Origin of the sequence: Anabaena sp. CA = ATCC 33047 (assembly GCF_963870205.1) — a bacterium.
Classification (GTDB): Bacteria; Cyanobacteriota; Cyanobacteriia; order Cyanobacteriales; family Nostocaceae; genus Trichormus.
On sequence record NZ_CAWMSA010000068.1, the window covers coordinates 19,462 to 38,420 of the forward strand.

At 42.1% G+C, this 18,959-nt stretch carries 12 protein-coding genes, 1 tRNA gene and 1 CRISPR repeat array; of the genes, 7 read left to right on the forward strand and 6 right to left on the reverse strand.

Features of this window, described 5'->3' with window-relative positions; genetic code table 11:
* Positions 1-47: 47 nt before the first annotated feature.
* From cobA to AACS98_RS20440, 4 genes are all read right to left on the reverse strand, one after another.
* Positions 48-827, reverse strand: coding sequence for a uroporphyrinogen-III C-methyltransferase (cobA, locus tag AACS98_RS20425; protein WP_066383341.1), 780 nt, complete (start codon positions 825-827; stop codon positions 48-50).
* On the reverse strand, positions 824-1,537 hold the full coding sequence (locus AACS98_RS20430) for a sirohydrochlorin chelatase (RefSeq protein ID WP_066383342.1): 714 nt from the start codon (positions 1,535-1,537) through the stop codon (positions 824-826). Before AACS98_RS20430 ends, cobA begins: the two co-directional genes overlap by 4 nt.
* Before the next feature lie 138 nt (positions 1,538-1,675).
* On the reverse strand, positions 1,676-3,049 hold the full coding sequence (locus AACS98_RS20435; RefSeq protein WP_339373730.1) for a serine/threonine-protein kinase: 1,374 nt from the start codon (positions 3,047-3,049) through the stop codon (positions 1,676-1,678).
* Positions 3,050-3,080: 31 nt separating this feature from the next.
* Positions 3,081-3,464, reverse strand: coding sequence for a DUF4359 domain-containing protein (locus AACS98_RS20440; RefSeq protein ID WP_066383343.1), 384 nt, complete (start codon positions 3,462-3,464; stop codon positions 3,081-3,083).
* A gap of 137 nt (positions 3,465-3,601) precedes the next feature.
* On the opposite strand from AACS98_RS20440, the gene AACS98_RS20445 reads away from it, so the two are divergent.
* The 4 genes from AACS98_RS20445 (at position 3,602) to AACS98_RS20460 (ending at position 10,275) form a co-directional block, all read left to right on the forward strand.
* Positions 3,602-3,674 (forward strand) — tRNA-His (locus AACS98_RS20445).
* Positions 3,675-4,255: 581 nt separating this feature from the next.
* On the forward strand, positions 4,256-5,242 hold the full coding sequence (locus tag AACS98_RS20450; protein WP_066383345.1) for a TIGR03885 family FMN-dependent LLM class oxidoreductase: 987 nt from the start codon (positions 4,256-4,258) through the stop codon (positions 5,240-5,242).
* A 44-nt stretch (positions 5,243-5,286) separates the two neighbouring features.
* The gene (locus tag AACS98_RS20455) at positions 5,287-7,440 is read left to right on the forward strand and encodes an amylo-alpha-1,6-glucosidase (protein WP_084386948.1); all 2,154 of its coding nucleotides are present in this window, start codon (positions 5,287-5,289) and stop codon (positions 7,438-7,440) included.
* Positions 7,441-7,536: 96 nt separating this feature from the next.
* Positions 7,537-10,275 (forward strand): cation-translocating P-type ATPase, encoded by a 2,739-nt coding sequence (locus tag AACS98_RS20460; RefSeq protein ID WP_066383348.1) that lies wholly within the window; start codon positions 7,537-7,539, stop codon positions 10,273-10,275.
* Between the two features lie 28 nt (positions 10,276-10,303).
* On the opposite strand, the gene AACS98_RS20465 is transcribed toward AACS98_RS20460, so the two are convergent.
* Complete coding sequence (locus AACS98_RS20465) at positions 10,304-12,058, reverse strand: sensor histidine kinase (protein ID WP_066383354.1); 1,755 nt, start codon at positions 12,056-12,058, stop codon at positions 10,304-10,306.
* Positions 12,055-13,086 carry a phosphate/phosphite/phosphonate ABC transporter substrate-binding protein gene (phnD, locus tag AACS98_RS20470; protein ID WP_066383356.1) on the reverse strand — a complete coding sequence of 344 codons (1,032 nt, stop codon included), beginning with the start codon at positions 13,084-13,086 and terminating at the stop codon, positions 12,055-12,057. The genes AACS98_RS20465 and phnD overlap by 4 nt, the downstream gene beginning before the upstream one ends.
* Before the next feature lie 157 nt (positions 13,087-13,243).
* Here phnD and AACS98_RS20475 point away from each other — a divergent pair, with 157 nt between their 5' ends.
* The 3 genes from AACS98_RS20475 to mltA all read left to right on the forward strand — a co-directional run bounded on the left by AACS98_RS20475 (position 13,244) and on the right by mltA (position 18,957).
* Positions 13,244-14,755, forward strand: coding sequence for a hydroxysqualene dehydroxylase (locus tag AACS98_RS20475; RefSeq protein WP_066383357.1), 1,512 nt, complete (start codon positions 13,244-13,246; stop codon positions 14,753-14,755).
* 244 nt (positions 14,756-14,999) lie between these two features.
* A CRISPR array of direct repeats spans positions 15,000-16,299; the repeat unit is 37 nt; unit sequence GTTGCAACATTAACTAATCCCTATTAGGGATTGAAAC.
* Between the two features lie 153 nt (positions 16,300-16,452).
* The gene (locus AACS98_RS20480) at positions 16,453-17,280 is read left to right on the forward strand and encodes an IS982 family transposase (protein ID WP_066383360.1); all 828 of its coding nucleotides are present in this window, start codon (positions 16,453-16,455) and stop codon (positions 17,278-17,280) included.
* Positions 17,281-17,739: 459 nt separating this feature from the next.
* Positions 17,740-18,957, forward strand: coding sequence for a murein transglycosylase A (mltA, locus tag AACS98_RS20485; RefSeq protein WP_066383361.1), 1,218 nt, complete (start codon positions 17,740-17,742; stop codon positions 18,955-18,957).
* Positions 18,958-18,959 lie beyond the last annotated feature (2 nt).

The following is an 18,959-nucleotide window of genomic DNA, read 5'->3' on the forward strand; positions in this document are numbered from 1 at the left end:
ATTGCTCAAAATCAGAGGTTGACTTTTGCCAAGGTTTGTGATGATGGTCAAACAGGACGACAGCCAGATAAAAGACTGTGCATATTTACGACTGAACCAATAACTGCGATCGCTGGGGCTTCAAATCCAGTTTTCTCCACTAATTCCACAATAGTTCCCAACTCACCAATTAACTCTTCCTGTTCGGGACGAGTACCCCAACGCACTAAAGCAATGGGTGTTTCTAAACTCAACCCAGCTTGCGTTAACTCTTCCACAATGTAAGACAGATTGTGAATCCCCATGTAAATCACAATCGTTTCTGAACCGTGGGCGATCGCTTGCCAATCCACCTTCGGCTTATACTTACCTGCCGCCTCATGTCCAGTGACAAAAGTCACAGACGAACTATAAAGCCTATGAGTTAAAGGGATACCTGCATAGGCTGGGGCAGCAATCCCCGAAGTAATACCTGGCACAACTTCCACAGGGACACCTGCGGCGACCAAATCAGCCATTTCTTCGCCACCGCGACCAAAAATAAAGGGATCGCCACCCTTAAGTCTAACTACAATGGCATGATCTTGGGCTTTTTCTATGAGTAATTGGGTAGTTTCGTCTTGTAAAAGCGAATGTCTACCGCGACGCTTACCAGCATTGATTTGTTCAGCTTGAGGATTAATCATCGCTAAAATTGCCGGACTTACCAAAGCATCATAGATAACCACATCAGCACATTCCAAAACACTCTTACCTTTAAGAGTCATTAAACCTGGATCACCTGGCCCCGCACCGACCAAATAAACTTTACCTAAACATTTTGCTGCTGCATTGTCTGTGCGGTTCATCTGTGAATTAAATCCCCAATTAAATTAGCTAACTCCTCACTGGCACCTAGAGGTGGAGCCAAAGAAAAACTCACCCCAGGAAATTGTAATTTTAACTCGTCAACGGCATGGGCGATCGCATCAGTTATGCCACCAGAGAATAGAAAGTATGGAAAAATTGCAATTTTCTGGTTGCCAAAACTAATTAACTCCTGTACTCGTGATTCTAGAGTAGGAGAAACAGACCAATAAGCAGTTACCAATCCCAAATTCGCCGCCATAGATGCTACTGAATGTTGCGAACCAGGGCGACGGCTACCATGAGACAACAAAATACCTGCTTCTGCCTGAATGCTAGCTATTTGCTCTTGGAAAAATATCTGTAAACCGGGGTGACTTCCCAAAAATGGTTGTAACTCAATTGTCATACCCTCACCAACAGCCTGACTTGCCAGTGCTACCTCAGAAGGAATATCAGCCATCACATGGACACCTGCTAGCAGAAAGATCGGCATAATTTTCAGGCGATCGCATCCCAACAACACAGCACCTTCAGCGAACCGTTGAATTTGCTCATGTAAAGGAATCGAACTCACTTCTAAACATGCAGTACCTACCAGTTTCTCTGGTACTTGTAACTTCTTAGCCACCATAACAGCTAATTGCTGCATAGCAATTTCTGGACGAGGATCACGACTTCCATGAGATACAAGTAAGTAGGCTGATGACATATCAATTCAAAATTCAAAATTCAAAATTCAAAAACAAGAAATTCTCGTTGACGCTCTACTATCTTACAGATGATTGAGAAACTCTCCGCGTACCTTTGCGCTTACCTTTGCGTACCTCTGCGTTTAAAATTCCACCTCTTAACAACTCCCCAACCTTGCAATCACAGCATTGATATGTCGCCACCACTGAGTACCACCAGCCCACACCCGCGAAGGCAAATGTCCTTGAGGAGATGAGCGATAAAAAGAAAACTGCCAATTGGGAGGAGTATGAGAATTATATAATTTCCAACCAACAGCAGCACAAAACCTGACATAATCACAGTCAACACTTTCGTAGATTTGCTTCTGCACAGTAAAACCGAAACGCCCTTGACTGTACTTCAGCCACAACTGATCAATTATCCGTAAATCCTCACAAGGTAACTGAGCAATATCACTCATAAATAGATAACTACCAACAGGTTTAGAGACAGCCTGACACATCACCGCCCAGGTTTCTTGATCTGCTAATTGCCATTTTTTAGCGGCGAGGAAATCGCGCAGTTGATGGTAGTCAACTCCTGCCTGAGAATATAGGGTATTAACTGGTTGTTGTTGAAGCGTTGGGGGACAGGAATTGAGGGCTTGTAAAACTTCCGTCGCCGATTTGTAGCGTTGAGAAATAGGATTTTGCAGGAGTTTGTCGAGGATATCGCCAAGTTGTGGGCTGATAGTATTCCCTGGTAATAGATAATCACGCCAAACCCAGCGATCGCTAGTCACATCGAACAAATCAAACGGGGAAATCTCAGTTAACAAATGAATACAGGTAACACCTAAACTGTACAAGTCACTCGCTGGTAGTGCTTTTCCCCGTGTTTGTTCAGGAGCCATATATTCTGGACTACCGATAGTAGTACCTGTGTGTAGTAAAGCGGTAGCGGTGATTTGTTTAGCAACGCCAAAGTCAATTAAAACTAAATCGCCTGTGGAGGAACTGCGGATGATATTGGCTGGCTTGATGTCTCGGTGAATGATTTGCTTGTCATGGATAAATTGCAACACTGGTAGTAACTGTTTCAGCAGTTGCTCAATGTTTTGGGCGTTAAAGACTCCATTTTGTTGCAATTCCTCCTGGAGTGTCTGACCTGAAATCCATTCTTCCACTAAATACAGTCGATGTTCCTGTTCAAAAAATCCCAGCAGTTTTGGTATTTGGGGATGTTGCAACTCATTTAAACGTACTGCTTCCTGACGAAACAATCTCACGGCTTGATGGTAGCTTCTACCATATTGGACGGGAAAGCTAAATTGTTTGATCACACACCTGGGTTTAGAGGGTAGATGCTCATCTACTGCTAAGAATGTTATCCCAAAGCCACCATGACCAATCAGACGCAGTAAGTGATAACGCTGATTGAGCAATAATTTTTCACTGCATTTGAGACAAACCTGAGCATGATCCGGGTTTTGGGCATATAAACAGCTAGTATTGGCACAGAGTTTCATCACCAGAGGTTTTTCTAGCACTTATCCTTAATGATTCCCAATTCTCCATGCCCTATTGTTGTTCTGCGGTGTAAGTATAAAAGTTATTAAATACGCCTACGGTTTCAAATCTGTAAGACGGTATCCAGTTACTCACTTTTAATTCTGTCCGGTAGACACTAAAAAAAATTAAATCTTGTCTTTCAGTAGTCGCTGAGAGGATTTGGCGAATTTGGGGGTTAGCAGAGTCTATGAGTTTGTCACAGTTGGTATTGATTAACCGTTCTATCAGCTTCGATGTTTGATTACACACATCTTTTTTTAGATATGATGTCAATCGCTGCACAGCATACTCTTCATATTCAGGTTGCTGAGGATTTGTGTTTGCCATCCCTACCCCCAACACAGCTGTTAATCCCATTGCGCCTGCATATACCAAAATATTCCAGAATTTCATATTTCCTAGCTTAATTTCCCTAGATATTCATTAGAGTCTCCAGACACGGAATTAATCAAGTCCGTTCCTCTAAAAAAAATTTTGGCTCATTTCTAGATCAATTCCAAAAAATAGTGCTATAATCAGGAATGTGAATGGCGAGCGTAGCCAAGTGGTTAAGGCAGTGGATTGTGGTTCCACCACTCGTGGGTTCGAGTCCCATCGTTCGCCCTGTAGCAAAGTTAGCAGTAAATTCTTTTTTTCAGAACTACTACTGGATAACCCAACTAATTACCGAAAAATTGGTTTATTCCATTAGTGTAATGTGGTCAGCAACGAAAATTTATCTCTAATTAGGGATGCAGATACACTGAAATCAGGGAAAAATCATCTTAATACATTCCTCTAGACAGAAAGGTTGCGGTTGATTGAATTTTCCCACCTAAGAGAAGTTGCTGTACACGTTTGGTCTTTTGTATATCACTTATTATATCGACTATTGAGATAGCCTGACGGATTTGTAGGAGATTTTCTACTGGATTTATCTTGCTGATTTGGTGATTGATGCCGCCGATCGCTTTGTAGAAAATCCCTGTAGATTATCAAAAATATTACGTACTTCGGTCATTCATAACGTAGAAAAGTTGAGCTAAGGAGTATTGCATGAGTCAATCAATTGGATGTACTTGTTGGGCGAGCCTCCCAAAGGGAGGAGCTTCGCTAACGCAGAAGGTGTAACACGCCCCAGAAGATTCTCAAGATTTTACTCTCTTGAACTACGACTCAGATCGCAATCCCAGAGGAGGAGAGTTATGGCAAAGTTTGGTTATCATGCTTCCCATGAACAATTTAAGCCGAGTCAGCTATTGCAATTTGCACAAACTGCCTACCATGCAGGTTTTGAGCGTGTATCTTGCTCAGATCACTTTCATCCGTGGAGTGTGCGCCAAGGAGAAAGCGGTTTTGCTTGGTCTTGGCTAGGTGCAGCTATGCAAGCAGTACCCCTTAACTTTGGGGTAGTTTGCGCCCCTGGACAACGTTATCATCCCGCTATTATTGCTCAAGCAGCAGCTACTTTGGGGGAGATGTTTCCCCATCGGTTTTGGTTAGCCTTGGGAAGTGGTCAAGCCTTGAATGAAAATATCACAGGCGATCGCTGGCCTGGAAAAGTTGAACGTAATGTCCGCCTCAAGGAATGCGCTGAGATCATTCGCACCCTTTGGACAGGGGAAACTTTAACTTATCATGGTTTAGTAAAAGTACAAGAAGCAAAACTTTACACACGTCCAGAAGTTCCACCTCTAATTATTGGGGCAGCGATTACACCAGAAACCGCCGAGTGGCTAGGGGGATGGGCAGACGGACTAATTACCATTTCTCATCCTTACGAGAAATTAAAACAAGTAGTAGATGCTTTCCGTAGAGGCGGCGGCAAAAATAAGCCGATGTACCTGAAAGTACAACTTTCCTACGCTGAAGATGAAGAAACGGCTTTAAGAGGTGCTTACGAACAATGGCGCACAAACATTTTTAGCAGCCCAGTATTAACAGAACTCCATAATCCTCAGCAATTTGATGCGGTGGCAAAATTTGTCAAGCCAGAGGATATGTATGAATATGTGCGGATTTCATCTGTATCCCAAAGACATATCGAATGGTTGCAACAAGACGTAGAACTAGGTTTTGAGGAAATTTACCTGCACAATGTCAACAAAGAACAGCAACGATTTATTGAAGTTTTTGGGGAACAAATTCTGCCCGCATTGGTGAGTGAAAGACAAATATCTTTGCAAGCTTAGTTTTATCCAAATGTGATGGTAAGCAAGGATTTATGGAGTAACAGATGAGAATAAATGTAGGGCCTCCCAATTTAACCATCAATCATGGTAGAACCTTTATGGTGTCTGATTTATGGGGCAATATTCACCCTGAAACTTCACAAGGAATTTTTTCAGATGATACTCGGTTTTTGAGTTACTATGCCTGTTATATCAACGGTAAAACCTGGATACGTCTGACCTCTACAACCACCTCTTATTATGCAGCTCGTATTTATCTGATCAATCCAGTATTTACAACCGATGATGGGTTATACGCTCAAGGAACTCTATCACTAATTATTAGTCGGGTTGCTAGCGAAGGTATCAGGGAAGAGTTGCAAATCACCAATTATGGACAGAAGAAGGTGCATTTCAATTTAGAAATAGCCCTACGTTCAGACTTTGCTGATATTTTTGAAGTTGAGTCACAAAATATTGTACGTCGCGGTCGCATCGAAACGCGATGGGATAAAGAACAAAGTGAACTGGTAACAACCTATAGCAATGATGATTTTTTCCGTTGTCTTAGTTATCGTTTAGCCAACTGTCCAGTACAGCCGCATTATGGCAATGGGCGGATGATTTTTGAGATTACCTTAGAACCTGGGGCAACTTGGAATACTTGTTGTGTTTACACCTTGGCAGATAACGAATATGTTCGTCGCCCAGTAGACTTGTCTTATCAGCAAGCCATTGAAACAGGGTTAGACAAAGTGCAACAACAATGGCAAGACAATGTTACTAATATTAGCTCTGCTGATGAAGATATTAATCGAATTTACCAGCAATCTATAGAAGATTTGGGGGCTTTGCGTTTGTATGACTACAAATTTAGTGGCGATACTTGGATACCTGCGGCTGGTGTCCCCAAGTTTGTGACTTTATTTGGTAGAGATAGTTTAATTATTAGTCTGCAAAATATGATGGTGCATCCTGGTTTTGTCAGGGGTACATTGCAGAAACTGGCAGAATTTCAGGCGCAGGTTCATAATGATTGGCGAGATGCTCAACCGGGAAAGATTCTGCACGAAATACGCATGGGTGAACTGGCGTATTTTAATAAAATACCACACTCTCCCTATTATGGTGCTGCCGATACTGCCTCTTTATTCTTGATTGCATTACATGAGGCTTGGAGATGGTTAGGTGATGAGTCGCTGTTGCGAGACTATCGGGATGTAGCTCGACGTTGCTTAGAGTGGATTGAGCGGTATGGCGACTTTGATGGGGATGGCTTGCAAGAATATCAAATGCGTTCCTCAGATGGACTAGAAAATCAAAGTTGGAAAGATTCCGGTGATGCGATCGCTTATCCTGATGGTAGTCAAGTAGATGCTCCCAAAGCCTTGTGTGAACTGCAAGGCTATGCTTTTGATGCCTATATGCGAATGGCAGAAGTGTTTACTGTGTTGGGAGAAAGTAACTACGCTAGTGAATTACGTCATCAAGCAGCCAAACTACAAGCAAAATTTGAGGCACAGTTTTGGTGTGAAGATTTAGGCTTTTATGCCTTAACCCTCGATCCTGATCAACAACCCGTGCGTACTGTGGCTTCCAATCCTGGTCATTGCCTGTGGAGTGGTATAATTAGTGCTGAACGCGCAAAGCGTGTAGTGCAACGCTTAATGCAACCAGATATGTGGAGTGGTTGGGGTATTCGCACAATATCCAGTCAAAATCCTGCATACAATCCCTTTTCTTACCACTTAGGTTCAGTTTGGCCTCACGATAACGGTATGATTGCCATGGGATTTAAACGTTATGGTTTTGCTCAAGAAGCAGCACAGGTGGCTGAAGGTATTTTTGATGCTGCTAGGTATTTTGCTAGTTACCGTTTACCAGAACTCTACGCTGGTATTGAGCGACAACCAGGAACATTTCCAGTTCCCTATCTAGAAGCTAATGTACCCCAAGCATGGGCAGCTGCATCGGTTTTTCATCTCCTACAAGCGATGCTCGGTTTACAAGCAGATGCACCCAATGGCCTGCTTTACGTTGATCCATACTTACCAGAATGGTTGCCTCACATCACCCTGCGTCAGTTGGAAATTAATCATGCGCTAGTAGATATACAGTTTTGGCGTGAGGGTGAAACAACGCGTTGGGATGCTGTTGTGATTCAGGGTAATATTCAAGTGAAACAGCAAGCTTGGCAACCTTGGCGTATTCCACAATAAGCGTAATGGCTGGAGTGGGGAGTAGGGGGGAACCAATTCCTGAATTGGTGGTGTCGAATTTCATATATTGCCTATGGGAAATATGAGGCTAATCAAATGACAGCAACAGATAAAATTGCTATGCAGTCACAGCAATGGCATAATTTGCCTACATCTAGGGTGGCTCAAGAGTTAGACACAAATCTTGATACCGGTTTGACTGCTGAGGAAGTGACAAACCGTCGCTCACGTTTTGGTGCTAATGAACTGAAGGCGAAACCTGGAAAAAGTCCATTAGTGAGGTTTTTGTTGCAGTTTAACCAGCCGTTGCTGTACATTTTGCTAATTGCAGGTGCAATTAAGGCTTTTATTGGACAGTGGGTAAATGCTTGGGTAATTTGGGGTGTCACCCTGATTAATGCCATTATTGGATTTATTCAAGAATCAAAAGCAGAAAGTGCGATCGCCGCTTTAGCTTCTTCAGTCCAAACCAATGCAACTATCATCCGCAACCATCAAAAGGTACAAGTTTCCTCAACTGAGTTAGTACCAGGGGATATTGTCTTACTCGCTTCTGGTGATAAAGTCCCCGCAGATTTGCGTCTGGTACAATCTCGCAATCTGCAAGTCAATGAATCAGCACTCACCGGGGAATCAGTGGCGGTGGAAAAAAACACCCCACCCCTGAGTTTAGATGCACCCTTAGCAGAACGTACCAATATGGCTTATGCTGGTAGTTTTGTGACTTTCGGTACTGGTAAAGGTATTGTAGTGGCGATTGGTGAAGCCACAGAAACCGGGCGGATTTCTCAACTGATGGAGCAAGGCACGAGCCTGAAAACTCCCCTGACTCGGAAATTTGATAAATTTAGCCGTACTTTACTATACATCATTCTCGGTATAGCCACGCTGACGTTTGCTGTCGGGTTGGGATATGGCAATTCCTGGGCAGATATGTTTGAAGCGGCGGTTGCCTTTGCTGTGAGTGCGATTCCTGAAGGTTTACCTGCTGTAGTGACGGTGACATTAGCAATAGGTGTTTCCCGGATGGCACGCCGTCATGCGATCGTGCGAAAGTTGCCAGCCGTGGAAACTCTTGGCGGTGCGACAGTCATCTGTTCTGATAAAACTGGGACACTCACCGAGAACCAAATGACTGTACAAGAAATTTATGCTGGGGGTAAAAAGTATACGGTAACTGGTACGGGATATGCTCCCGAAGGCAAAATTTTATTAGATGAACAAGCCATAAATTGGGATGATTCTCCGGTGTTGGCAGAATGTCTCAAAGCAGGGTTGTTATGTAATGACTCTCATTTAGAACAAAAGGAAGGGCAATGGCAGGTTGTCGGTGATCCCACAGAGGGAGCATTAATAGTTGTGGCTAATAAAGTGGAACTGTATCGCCGTCATGTAGAACAAGAAATGCCCAGACTAGATGTGATTCCCTTTGAGTCTGAGTTTCAATACATGGCAACTTTGCATGAAGATGGGAATGGGGAAAATGCTTCAGGTGGGAGAACTATCTATGTTAAGGGTTCGGTAGAAGCGATTGTCAAACGTTGTCGGCAAATGTTAGACGCTGGGGGGAATCTAACTGCTATAGTTCCAGAAACCATACATCAAGAAGTTGATGCTATGGCTCATCAGGGTTTACGGGTGCTAGCTTTTGCGAAAAAATCTGTTTCACCTGCTCAAGATGCAGTTGATCATGCAGATATTGAAGAAGATTTAGTTTTCTTGGGATTGCAAGGTATGATTGATCCTCCCAGGAAGGAAGCGATCGCCGCCGTAGCTGCCTGTCAAAATGCTGGCATCCAAGTGAAAATGATTACAGGTGATCATGCGGTAACTGCACGAGCGATCGCCGAACGTATGGGCTTTAATCAACATGGTGAAGTTCTGGCTTTCACTGGTAGCCAACTCGCCCAAATGGATAAATCCCAACTGGCTACAGCAATAGAAGATGGTTCAGTGTTTGCCCGTGTGGCACCAGAACAAAAACTTCGCATTGTGGAAGCCCTGCAATCTCAAGGCGAAATTGTGGCGATGACTGGGGATGGTGTCAACGATGCACCAGCTTTAAAACAAGCAGAAATTGGGATTGCAATGGGGGGCGCGGGTACGGAGGTGGCAAAAGAAGCCGCAGACATGATTTTGACTGATGATAACTTCGCCTCTATCGAAGCGGCGGTAGAAGAAGGGCGGACTGTATATCGTAATTTATTGAAAGCGATCGCCTTTATCTTACCTGTTAATGGCGGTGAATCGATGACAATTTTAATCAGTGTGCTACTAGCTAGAGTATTACCGATTTTGTCTTTACAAGTGCTGTGGCTCAATATGGTGAATTCCATCGCCATGACAGTACCCTTAGCCTTTGAGCCTAAGTCAGAGCGAGTCATGCAACAACCGCCACGCAGTCCCCGCGAACCCTTACTTTCCCGCAGTTTAATCAAGCGTATTTTCACAATTTCTATCTTTAACTGGATTTTGATTTTTGGTGTATTTGAATGGATACGACAAACCACAGGCAATGTTGCTTTAGCCCGCACAATGGCAATTCAGGCGTTAGTAGCGGGGAGATTATTTTATCTATTAAGTATTAGTCAATTAGGAATGGCAATAATTAATCGATTGCGGGGAATCAGACAAACATTCAATGATGCCTCAGTCATGGGAATTGGCATTGGTTGTGCAGTAATTTTACAGATTATATTCAGTCAATGGAACTTGATGAATATCTTATTTTATACTGCTCCTCTAAATTTATCTCAATGGTTAATTTGTTTGCTCGTAGGCTTACCAATGATTCCACTAGCGATTTTACTGAATCGTGTTGATCCTTTGGACTGATGAATTGCTAAAATTTCCTTTGGGGTTACTAGGCGATCGCTTGCTGTGTTCCCAGCGTCTTTTTGACTACTACTGATTTTGCTTGCTGACGTAACGGAATTTCAATCCAAAACTCACATCCTTTACCCGGTGCTGACTCACACCGCAACACCCCAGAGTGCTTTTCTACAATAATTTGGTAACTAATTGACAAGCCTAACCCCGTACCTTTACCTACAGGTTTGGTGGTGAAAAAGGGGTCAAATATCTTTTGTCGCACTTGTTCGGACATTCCTGGGCCATTGTCGCTAATTCTCACTACTACTCGGTCATGATTCATCAGTTCGGTACGAATTTTAATCTGACTAGGATTCGCCTTAATCTCTGACTGGGAACGTTGGGAATTATAACTATTGAGCGCATCAATGGCATTATTAATAATATTCAAAAATACCTGATTTAACTGCCCGGCATGACATTCTACCAAAGGTAACTGTCCGTACTCCTTAATAATCTCAATTTTGGCTTGGTCTGGTTTCGCTTTGAAGCAATTTTGTAAAATCAACAATGTACTATCAATACCTTCGTGAATATCCACCTCTTTCATCTCAGCTTCATCCAGACGGGAGAAATTGCGTAAAGACAAGACAATTTGCTGAATGCGCTGAGAACCCATTTTCATCGAATCGAGAATTTTCGGTAAATCTTCTTGGATAAATTCCAAATCCATATCCTCAGCTTTGAACTGAATGCTTTCCCCTGCCATGGGAAACTCTTCTTGATAGAGATTGACTAACTCTAAGAGATTTTGAGTATATTCACTAGCATGAATTACATTGCCATAAATAAAATTTACCGGGTTATTAATTTCATGTGCTATTCCAGCTACCAACTGACCGATACTAGACATTTTTTCGGTTTGAATTAGTTGGGCTTGTGTACTTTGTAATTCTTCTAAAGCTTTTTGTAATTCTAACTCAGCTTGTTTGCGTTCAGCAATTTCTAACTCTAAACGTTGGTTGATGTCAGTTAATTCTGTATTTTTTAGCAATGTTTCACGCGATTTAGCCAACTTAACCGCCATTTGGTTAAATGCTTCAGCCAATTCAGTAATTTCATCATTTGTGCGAATTTGCAACCGATAATTGAAGTTACCTTTGGCAATCTCATCTGTTCCTAATTGTAAACTGTACAAAGCCTTAATTGTTGGCTGCCAAATCAGCACCAATGTAGCAGCAAAGACAATCAAAATCACCGCCACAACCACAAAGGCAATAATTCGCTGTACTTGTTGCAGGTTTTCCAAATCTTGTTCTAATAATAATCTTTGCTGTTCCGCACGTTCAATTAAAGGGTTAAGAAATAACTCAATATCTCGATTAAAGGAATTGATGGCGCGAAAATATTGTTGCGAATCTGCCAGTTGATTGTTTTGAGGATTTTGTTGAATTAATTGATTTGCCATGAGGTGTAGAGACTGATGGCGGCGACGAATTACAGCAATTTCTGGCGCATTGGGCATGAAGCTTTCTAATTGATTCAGAGACTCTATAAACTGATGGCGAGCATTTTTAATGTCTTGCTCTTGATTCTGCAACAAAACAGCATTTTTGAGCAGCAAAATTTCTGACTTTAAGGCATTGTCTGCTTGTACAGCAGCTTTCAGGGTTTTTGTACTTTCATAACTTTTATCTAGGATAGTGCGCTTAATTTGCTGAACCACTATCATATTGCCCATGAGGATAGCTATTACCAGTCCAACAGATACAGCAGCACTTGTGAGTAACTTGGTATAAATTTTCATGATTGCGCGGGAGATATTAATTTTAATTCTTGGCGGAGTTTTTGAATAGGAGTATAGTCGGCAGGAACAACAAGAGTATATCCAGATGATTCCCTGTCTCCCAGATTCTCTAGAGTATCTAGACTACTCACAAATGCTTGCTTGAGTTGATGTATTAACTCAGGGGGTAGTTTGTTGGATGCGACTATGGGAAAATTGGTGATGGGGGTAGATTCCCAAATAATTTTGAAGTTTTGCGGTGTGAGTTTACCAGTTTTTTGCTGCTGACGGTAGAAGGAAATATGAGTGGCGGCAGCATCAACAATACCAGCTTCTAGTGCTGCCAGACTCTGACTATAATTCTCAGTGTAAATGACTTGGGCAAAATCACGCTCAGGATTAATTCCCTGTTTTGTCAGTTGAGCTAATGGTACAAGATAGCCAAAAGTAGATGGTTTCTTCACAAAAGCAACGCGCTTACCTTTGAGGTCTTGTAAACTGTTGATGGTGCTGTTGGCTTTGACAACTATACCAGACCGAGACCAAGGTTGTGCTGTATGTTTGTCTATTGCAGTTACTAAAGGTTGAATTTGGGCTTGCTTTTCTAGTGCTTCCAGATAGGTGAAAGGCTCTAAATAAGCAATATCTATCCGGTTTTGCATCAACCAATCAATAATTTCTGGTTCATCCTGGGCAATTTTGATCTCAACTTTTCGTCTTAGGTATTTTTCCAAGTAATCTTTTAAGGGTTTGACTATTAGTTCGGGTGCGGTTTGACTGGGTATAGGTTGTAATCCTATGGTCAATTGGGGTAGATTTTCTAGGGGACTAGCTGAGACAGTATAACTTTTATAAATTGTTCCCTGCCTTTCCCTTGCCCTTCTGGATACTCTATTGCCGTTGATTGGCGATGGATTGGGGTTGGGATTGACGATTGGCTGATGAGTAGTACAGCCCATCAGCAGGTGCGATGCGATCGCCACTAAAATGAAAATCTGGCTTTGGAATAAACTGCGTTTGCCAATCAGCCAAGATACGGCTGTTTTCATAGGGTAAGCTGCAAATATCTACCTAAAATTAGTCAGATATATTTTTCCCCAAATGAGTGTCAAGTTAACAGCCTTCAATTTAGCCTGGATGAGCGAGGGAACATTGAACCCAACATCAGATAAATTAGTTGATGGGGTGTAACCATTGGATGGTAAAATGATACAGGAAGCACAATCAAAGAAAGTAGTAGTTGTAGGTGCAGGTTGGGCTGGTTTAGGTGCAACCTACCATTTAGCAAAACAAGGTTATGATGTAACGCTTCTAGAAGCAGGCCCCTATCCCGGTGGACTGGTAGCGGGTTGGCAAACAACCGGCGGTAAATCTGTAGAAGCAGGTATTCACGGCTTTTGGTATCCCTACAGAAACATTTTTTCCCTCATCAACGAATTAGAAATTAATCCCTTCACTACCTGGACTCGTTCCGCCCAATATTCCCCGGCGGGTTTGGAAGTAGAATCACCAATTTTTCAAGACTTACCCAGACTACCCACACCATTGGGTACTTTCATCTATACCCAATTTCAACGGTTGCCATTAATCGACCGTCTCAGTGCATTACCATTACTTTACTCTGTAGTTGACTTTGATAATTCTGATGCAGCTTGGCGGCGTTATGATTTTGTCACCGCACGGGAATTATTTAAAGATTTTGGTGTGTCGGCGCGACTGTATAAAGAAGCATTTGAACCGATGTTATTAGTAGGTTTATTTGCTCCTGGTGAACAATGTTCAGCCGCCGCAACTTTAGGAATGTTGTACTTTTTTATTTTAGCTCATCAAGCGGATTTTGATGTAGTTTGGTGTCGGGGAACTGTGGGCGAAAAAATCTTTCGTCCCTGGGTGGAAAAAATCGAAAAAGCTGGCGCGAAAGTATTACCTAAACATCGGGTTACAGATTTAATTATTGATAGTAATAATCAAGCTACTGGTGTAGTTTGTGGTGATGAAGTATTTGAAGCGGACGCTGTGATTTTTGCCGTGGGTGTGACTGGGATGAAAAAAATTGTCGCCAATAGTCCCAGTTTGCAAAGTCGCCCAGAGTTTCGCAATTTGCAGAACTTAGGCGCGATAGATGTCTTAGCGACTCGGCTATGGTTTGACCGCAAAGTTGAGATTAAACGTCCTTCTAATGCTTGTTTTGGTTTTGATGATACTACAGGCTGGACATTCTTTGATTTAAATGCTTTACATGATGAATATAAACAAGAAGAAGGAACTGTAATTGAGGCTGATTTTTATCACGCCAATCAGTTTTTAACTTGGAGTGATGAGGAAATTGTGGGGACGGTGCAGCGATATTTAACTACTTGTGTACCTGGATTTAGAGAAGCGCAGGTAATTGATAGTAGTATCATTCGTTTACCCCAGGCTGTGACTCACTTTGCACCGGGTAGTTATCGTTATATGTTACCTGCTCAGACCAGTTTTGCTAATGTATTCATGAGTGGAGATTGGATAGTTAACAGACATGGTTCTTGGTCACAGGAGAAAGCTTATGTTACAGGTTTAGAAGCGGCAAATTTAGTCATTTCTAATTTGGCAAGCGGTACACCTGCTGAGATTTTACCCGTTGAGCCAGACGAAGCCCATATACAAGTGGCTAGAAAAGTTAATCAAACAGTGCGAGAATTAGGTAAATCTATTCTGCCTGATTTTTGGTTGCCGTAGGGGCGGAAAGTATTCAATTGCGCGGATGGGTAGGTGTACAAATTTGGTGTTAAAGCAAAATGGCTGTATTCCTTGTGTCACAAGCTTTTGCAGAAAAATTTATTTAAAACCATCCGCGCACCTTATACAGCAAGGGTTTCAGCGATTTGTATAAATCAACTGACATTTTCCTCGTGTTATGATAGACCCATCCGCGAATCTGAACCTTGAAAACCTCATATACATTAGCTTTCCGGTTGCCGCAGTTGCAACATTAACTAATCCCTATTAGGGATTGAAACTAATGTGAGTACAGGTATATATACTGTACCAGTAGGCAAAGTTGCAACATTAACTAATCCCTATTAGGGATTGAAACTCTGTATTCGATGCCATATCTGCGAGGGATAATACCCTGTAGTTGCAACATTAACTAATCCCTATTAGGGATTGAAACTACTCGTAGCTGTAGTAGCTGTAGTTCCGGTGGTATTGGTTGCAACATTAACTAATCCCTATTAGGGATTGAAACAGAAACGGATTAGAGCAACTAAGAAAACTGGGTGGTTGCAACATTAACTAATCCCTATTAGGGATTGAAACGCTCCTTGGTGCGGGTATCGGGAAAAAGATCACCCTCAGGTTGCAACATTAACTAATCCCTATTAGGGATTGAAACCTGTAATACTTGTTGTAAATATTGGTAAGCTTCGTTTACTAACGTTGCAACATTAACTAATCCCTATTAGGGATTGAAACGGCACATAAATAATAATACTCATCGCCCCAAACCCTGTTGCAACATTAACTAATCCCTATTAGGGATTGAAACTTAGACTTTTTAAGTAGACGATCAACTAGCACCGTTGCAACATTAACTAATCCCTATTAGGGATTGAAACAACTGAAAAATCACTTTGATATGGCTCGTATGTAGCCCCCAGCAGTTGCAACATTAACTAATCCCTATTAGGGATTGAAACCACAAAATTAAGACAACTGCTGGTTGGTGTACGCAGTGTCGGGTTGCAACATTAACTAATCCCTATTAGGGATTGAAACAGGTGTAACCCTGACAATTACTTCATGGCATCGAGGGTCGTTGCAACATTAACTAATCCCTATTAGGGATTGAAACATAGCTAACGCAGGAGTAGAGTAGGTAATGAGCAGTTGCAACATTAACTAATCCCTATTAGGGATTGAAACACAAACTTTTAGATAGATACATCAAAAGTGATCATGTTGCAACATTAACTAATCCCTATTAGGGATTGAAACTGCTTCTTTATTGGGATTGCCGCAGCGAAACCCTAGTTGCAACATTAACTAATCCCTATTAGGGATTGAAACTGTAGAATTTAATGAGAGCAATAATCCCTAGATAGTTGCAACATTAACTAATCCCTATTAGGGATTGAAACGGGGACAGACCGAATCTTAAATATCATTGCTGCTGTTGCAACATTAACTAATCCCTATTAGGGATTGAAACGCTCACGCCGAGGGTATGGCTCTAGCTGGTGACGTTGCAACATTAACTAATCCCTATTAGGGATTGAAACAAAAAGGAACTTTTAGGGCGGAGGATATCGCCGACACCGTGTTGCAACATTAACTAATCCCTATTAACCCAAGTTGCTAGTTAGTCCAAAGAGAGATGACACAAAGGTAGAGAAACAAGAAAATCCCTCCAGACAAGACAAGAGGAGGGACAAATGTTAAATGAAATAGTTACGATCTATTCTGTCATAGATGACTTATTAAAGGCGATTGGACATAAAGATGATATTCGTTGCCAAATGAGTGATGCAGAAATTATCACAACTGCAATGATTGCAGCAATCTTCTTTGGTGGGAATCATAGTCAGGCTTGTAGCTATATGAAAGAGCATAATTTGATTCCAGAAATGTTAGAAAAATCACGATTTAATCGGCGATTACACAAAGTCTCAATGTTGATCAACGATTTATTTCATCAAGTAGGAATGGTACTCAAAGAAATTAGTGAAAATACGGAATATCTTTTAGACTCATTTCCTGTGCCGATATGTGATAACATTCGCATCTTTAATGCGAAATTGATTCAATCAGAAGAATATCGGGGTTATATTGCATCGAAGAAACGTTATTTTTATGGAGTGAGAGTACAGTTGTTAACAACCAAAACAGGTATTCCGGTGGAATTTGTGTTCATGCCAGCTAGTGCCACGGATATACGGGGATTAAGTGCTTTACCCTTGAATTTACTGCCAGGAAGCCAAGTATATGCTGATTGTGCCTATCTTGATTACACTGTGGAAGATGACTTGATTAAAACAAGTCAAGTCTCGATGCAAGTCATGCGAAAAAGTAACTCTAAACGCCAAGATGCGCCGTGGACTCACTACATTAAACAGTCTATTCGTCATTACATTGAAACCGTGTTTAGCGGCATTACCAGTTGTTTTCGCAAATCGATTCATGCGGTGACATTTGAAGGGTTTTTACTGAAGTTGCAAGCTTTTATTTTTGCCTACACTCTGCAACGAGCTTTTATTGACTAAGTTGCAAATTTACTGGCTCTTCAACTACACTGAACATTCCTAATTGCACTTTCATCAAGGTTGTAGTTCTGACAACCCCTCATTTACTGTGCCTACACCAACCATATTCTTTTTTATCTTCTATTACCCGCAACTTGGGTTATTAGGGATTGAAACTGGCGATATATTCGGGGCGGGCAGGATGCCCAACACCACTTGCTACAAGTCGGCACAGCCGCCCAACGCAGTGGCTCCCCCACAAGATTGATAATTGATTTTTGGGAAAGCCCTAAGCGCAGCACAACCCAACTCAGATATTGGTGTTGGGTTTCCTCCGTCAACCCAACCTACAATTTTTTGGCATCACTTTAGCTGTGTGAGTCTACTACAGTGATGAAAGACGGAAACTAAAGCTAGAAGGAAAAGTCTTAGTGTGTGTTAAAAAACATCTCGAAGATGTGAAGCTGAGATGAGTGACAAATGAAAAAAACACTGGCTTTATTTTCCTTGGGTTTGGGAATTACCCTATTTCAGCCGTTACCGATAGCTGTTAGTCAGGTGTCGCCAACGGCACCCACGACACCAACCGCAGCACCAGCACCTTTAAAACTGATTGATATTGGCACTTGTACACCCCGAAGTGCTTGTTTAGGTTGGGATGAACAGTTATTTTTCGGACATGGTGGTTTAGGACGCGATCGCCAATCTCTATTAAAATCAATTGACAATAGCCTCAGTTATTTAAATTCAGACAGGGCTATCAACGCTTATAACAATTACCCTATCAAAGAAATTACCCGCGATAGAGTACGCCGCAGTTTACAACGTTTCCGCCAATTGGTAGCTACGGCTAAGACTCCTGCACAACTGCAAGCAAATGTCAAGCGGGAATTTGCTTTTTATAAGTCTGTGGGTGATGATGGTAAGGGTAGGGTGAAGTTTACGGCTTACTATGCACCAATTTATCAAGCTAGTCGCACACCGACGGCAGAATATAAGTATCCCATTTATCGCGTACCGTCAGACTTTGACCAATGGACGAAACCCCACCCCAAACGGGAGGAATTAGAAGGGGTAGACGGCTTGTTGGGGAATAAAAGCCGATTAAAGGGTTTAGAGATGTTTTGGTTACGCGATCGCTTTCAAGCATACATGATTCATATCCAAGGTTCAGCCAAGCTACGGCTAACTGATGGCACTGAAACGAGTGTAGGTTTTGCGCGTGGAACTGATTACCCCTGGACAAGTATTGGTAGATTGCTGTTTCAAGATGGTAAACTCTCGAAAGAACAGCTAAATATGCCGGGGATTATTAGCTATTTCCAGAAAAATCCCCAATCGATGGATAACTATTTACCACGCTGGGAACGGTTCATATTTTTTAAGGAAACTAACGGCGAACCCGCTACAGGTAGTACAGGCGTGCCGCTAGTTCCAGAACGTTCCATAGCGACAGATAAAGCTTTATTGCCTCCTGGTGCTTTAGCTGTAATAAATGGCACGTTTCCTTATCCTAACCGCCGTGGGCAATTAGTCAACCGGAGAGTTAGCCGCTTTGTGCTAGATCAAGATACAGGTAGTGCCATCAAAGGGCCTGGCAGGGTAGATTATTTCTTAGGTTATGGAGATGTAGCAGGCGATCGCGCTGGTATTACAGTCAGCACGGGTTCTATATATTACCTGCTGCTCAAGGAATGAGG

Coding starts and splice junctions, on each gene's coding strand:
- cobA (WP_066383341.1), bottom strand. CDS start 827: ATGAACCGCACAGACAATGCAGCAGCAAAATGTTTAGGTAAAGTTTAT.
- AACS98_RS20430 (WP_066383342.1), bottom strand. CDS start 1,537: ATGTCATCAGCCTACTTACTTGTATCTCATGGAAGTCGTGATCCTCGT.
- AACS98_RS20440 (WP_066383343.1), bottom strand. CDS start 3,464: ATGAAATTCTGGAATATTTTGGTATATGCAGGCGCAATGGGATTAACA.
- AACS98_RS20450 (WP_066383345.1), top strand. CDS start 4,256: ATGGCAAAGTTTGGTTATCATGCTTCCCATGAACAATTTAAGCCGAGT.
- AACS98_RS20455 (WP_084386948.1), top strand. CDS start 5,287: ATGAGAATAAATGTAGGGCCTCCCAATTTAACCATCAATCATGGTAGA.
- AACS98_RS20460 (WP_066383348.1), top strand. CDS start 7,537: ATGACAGCAACAGATAAAATTGCTATGCAGTCACAGCAATGGCATAAT.
- AACS98_RS20465 (WP_066383354.1), bottom strand. CDS start 12,058: ATGAAAATTTATACCAAGTTACTCACAAGTGCTGCTGTATCTGTTGGA.
- phnD (WP_066383356.1), bottom strand. CDS start 13,086: ATGAAAACAGCCGTATCTTGGCTGATTGGCAAACGCAGTTTATTCCAA.
- AACS98_RS20475 (WP_066383357.1), top strand. CDS start 13,244: ATGATACAGGAAGCACAATCAAAGAAAGTAGTAGTTGTAGGTGCAGGT.
- AACS98_RS20480 (WP_066383360.1), top strand. CDS start 16,453: ATGTTAAATGAAATAGTTACGATCTATTCTGTCATAGATGACTTATTA.
- mltA (WP_066383361.1), top strand. CDS start 17,740: ATGAAAAAAACACTGGCTTTATTTTCCTTGGGTTTGGGAATTACCCTA.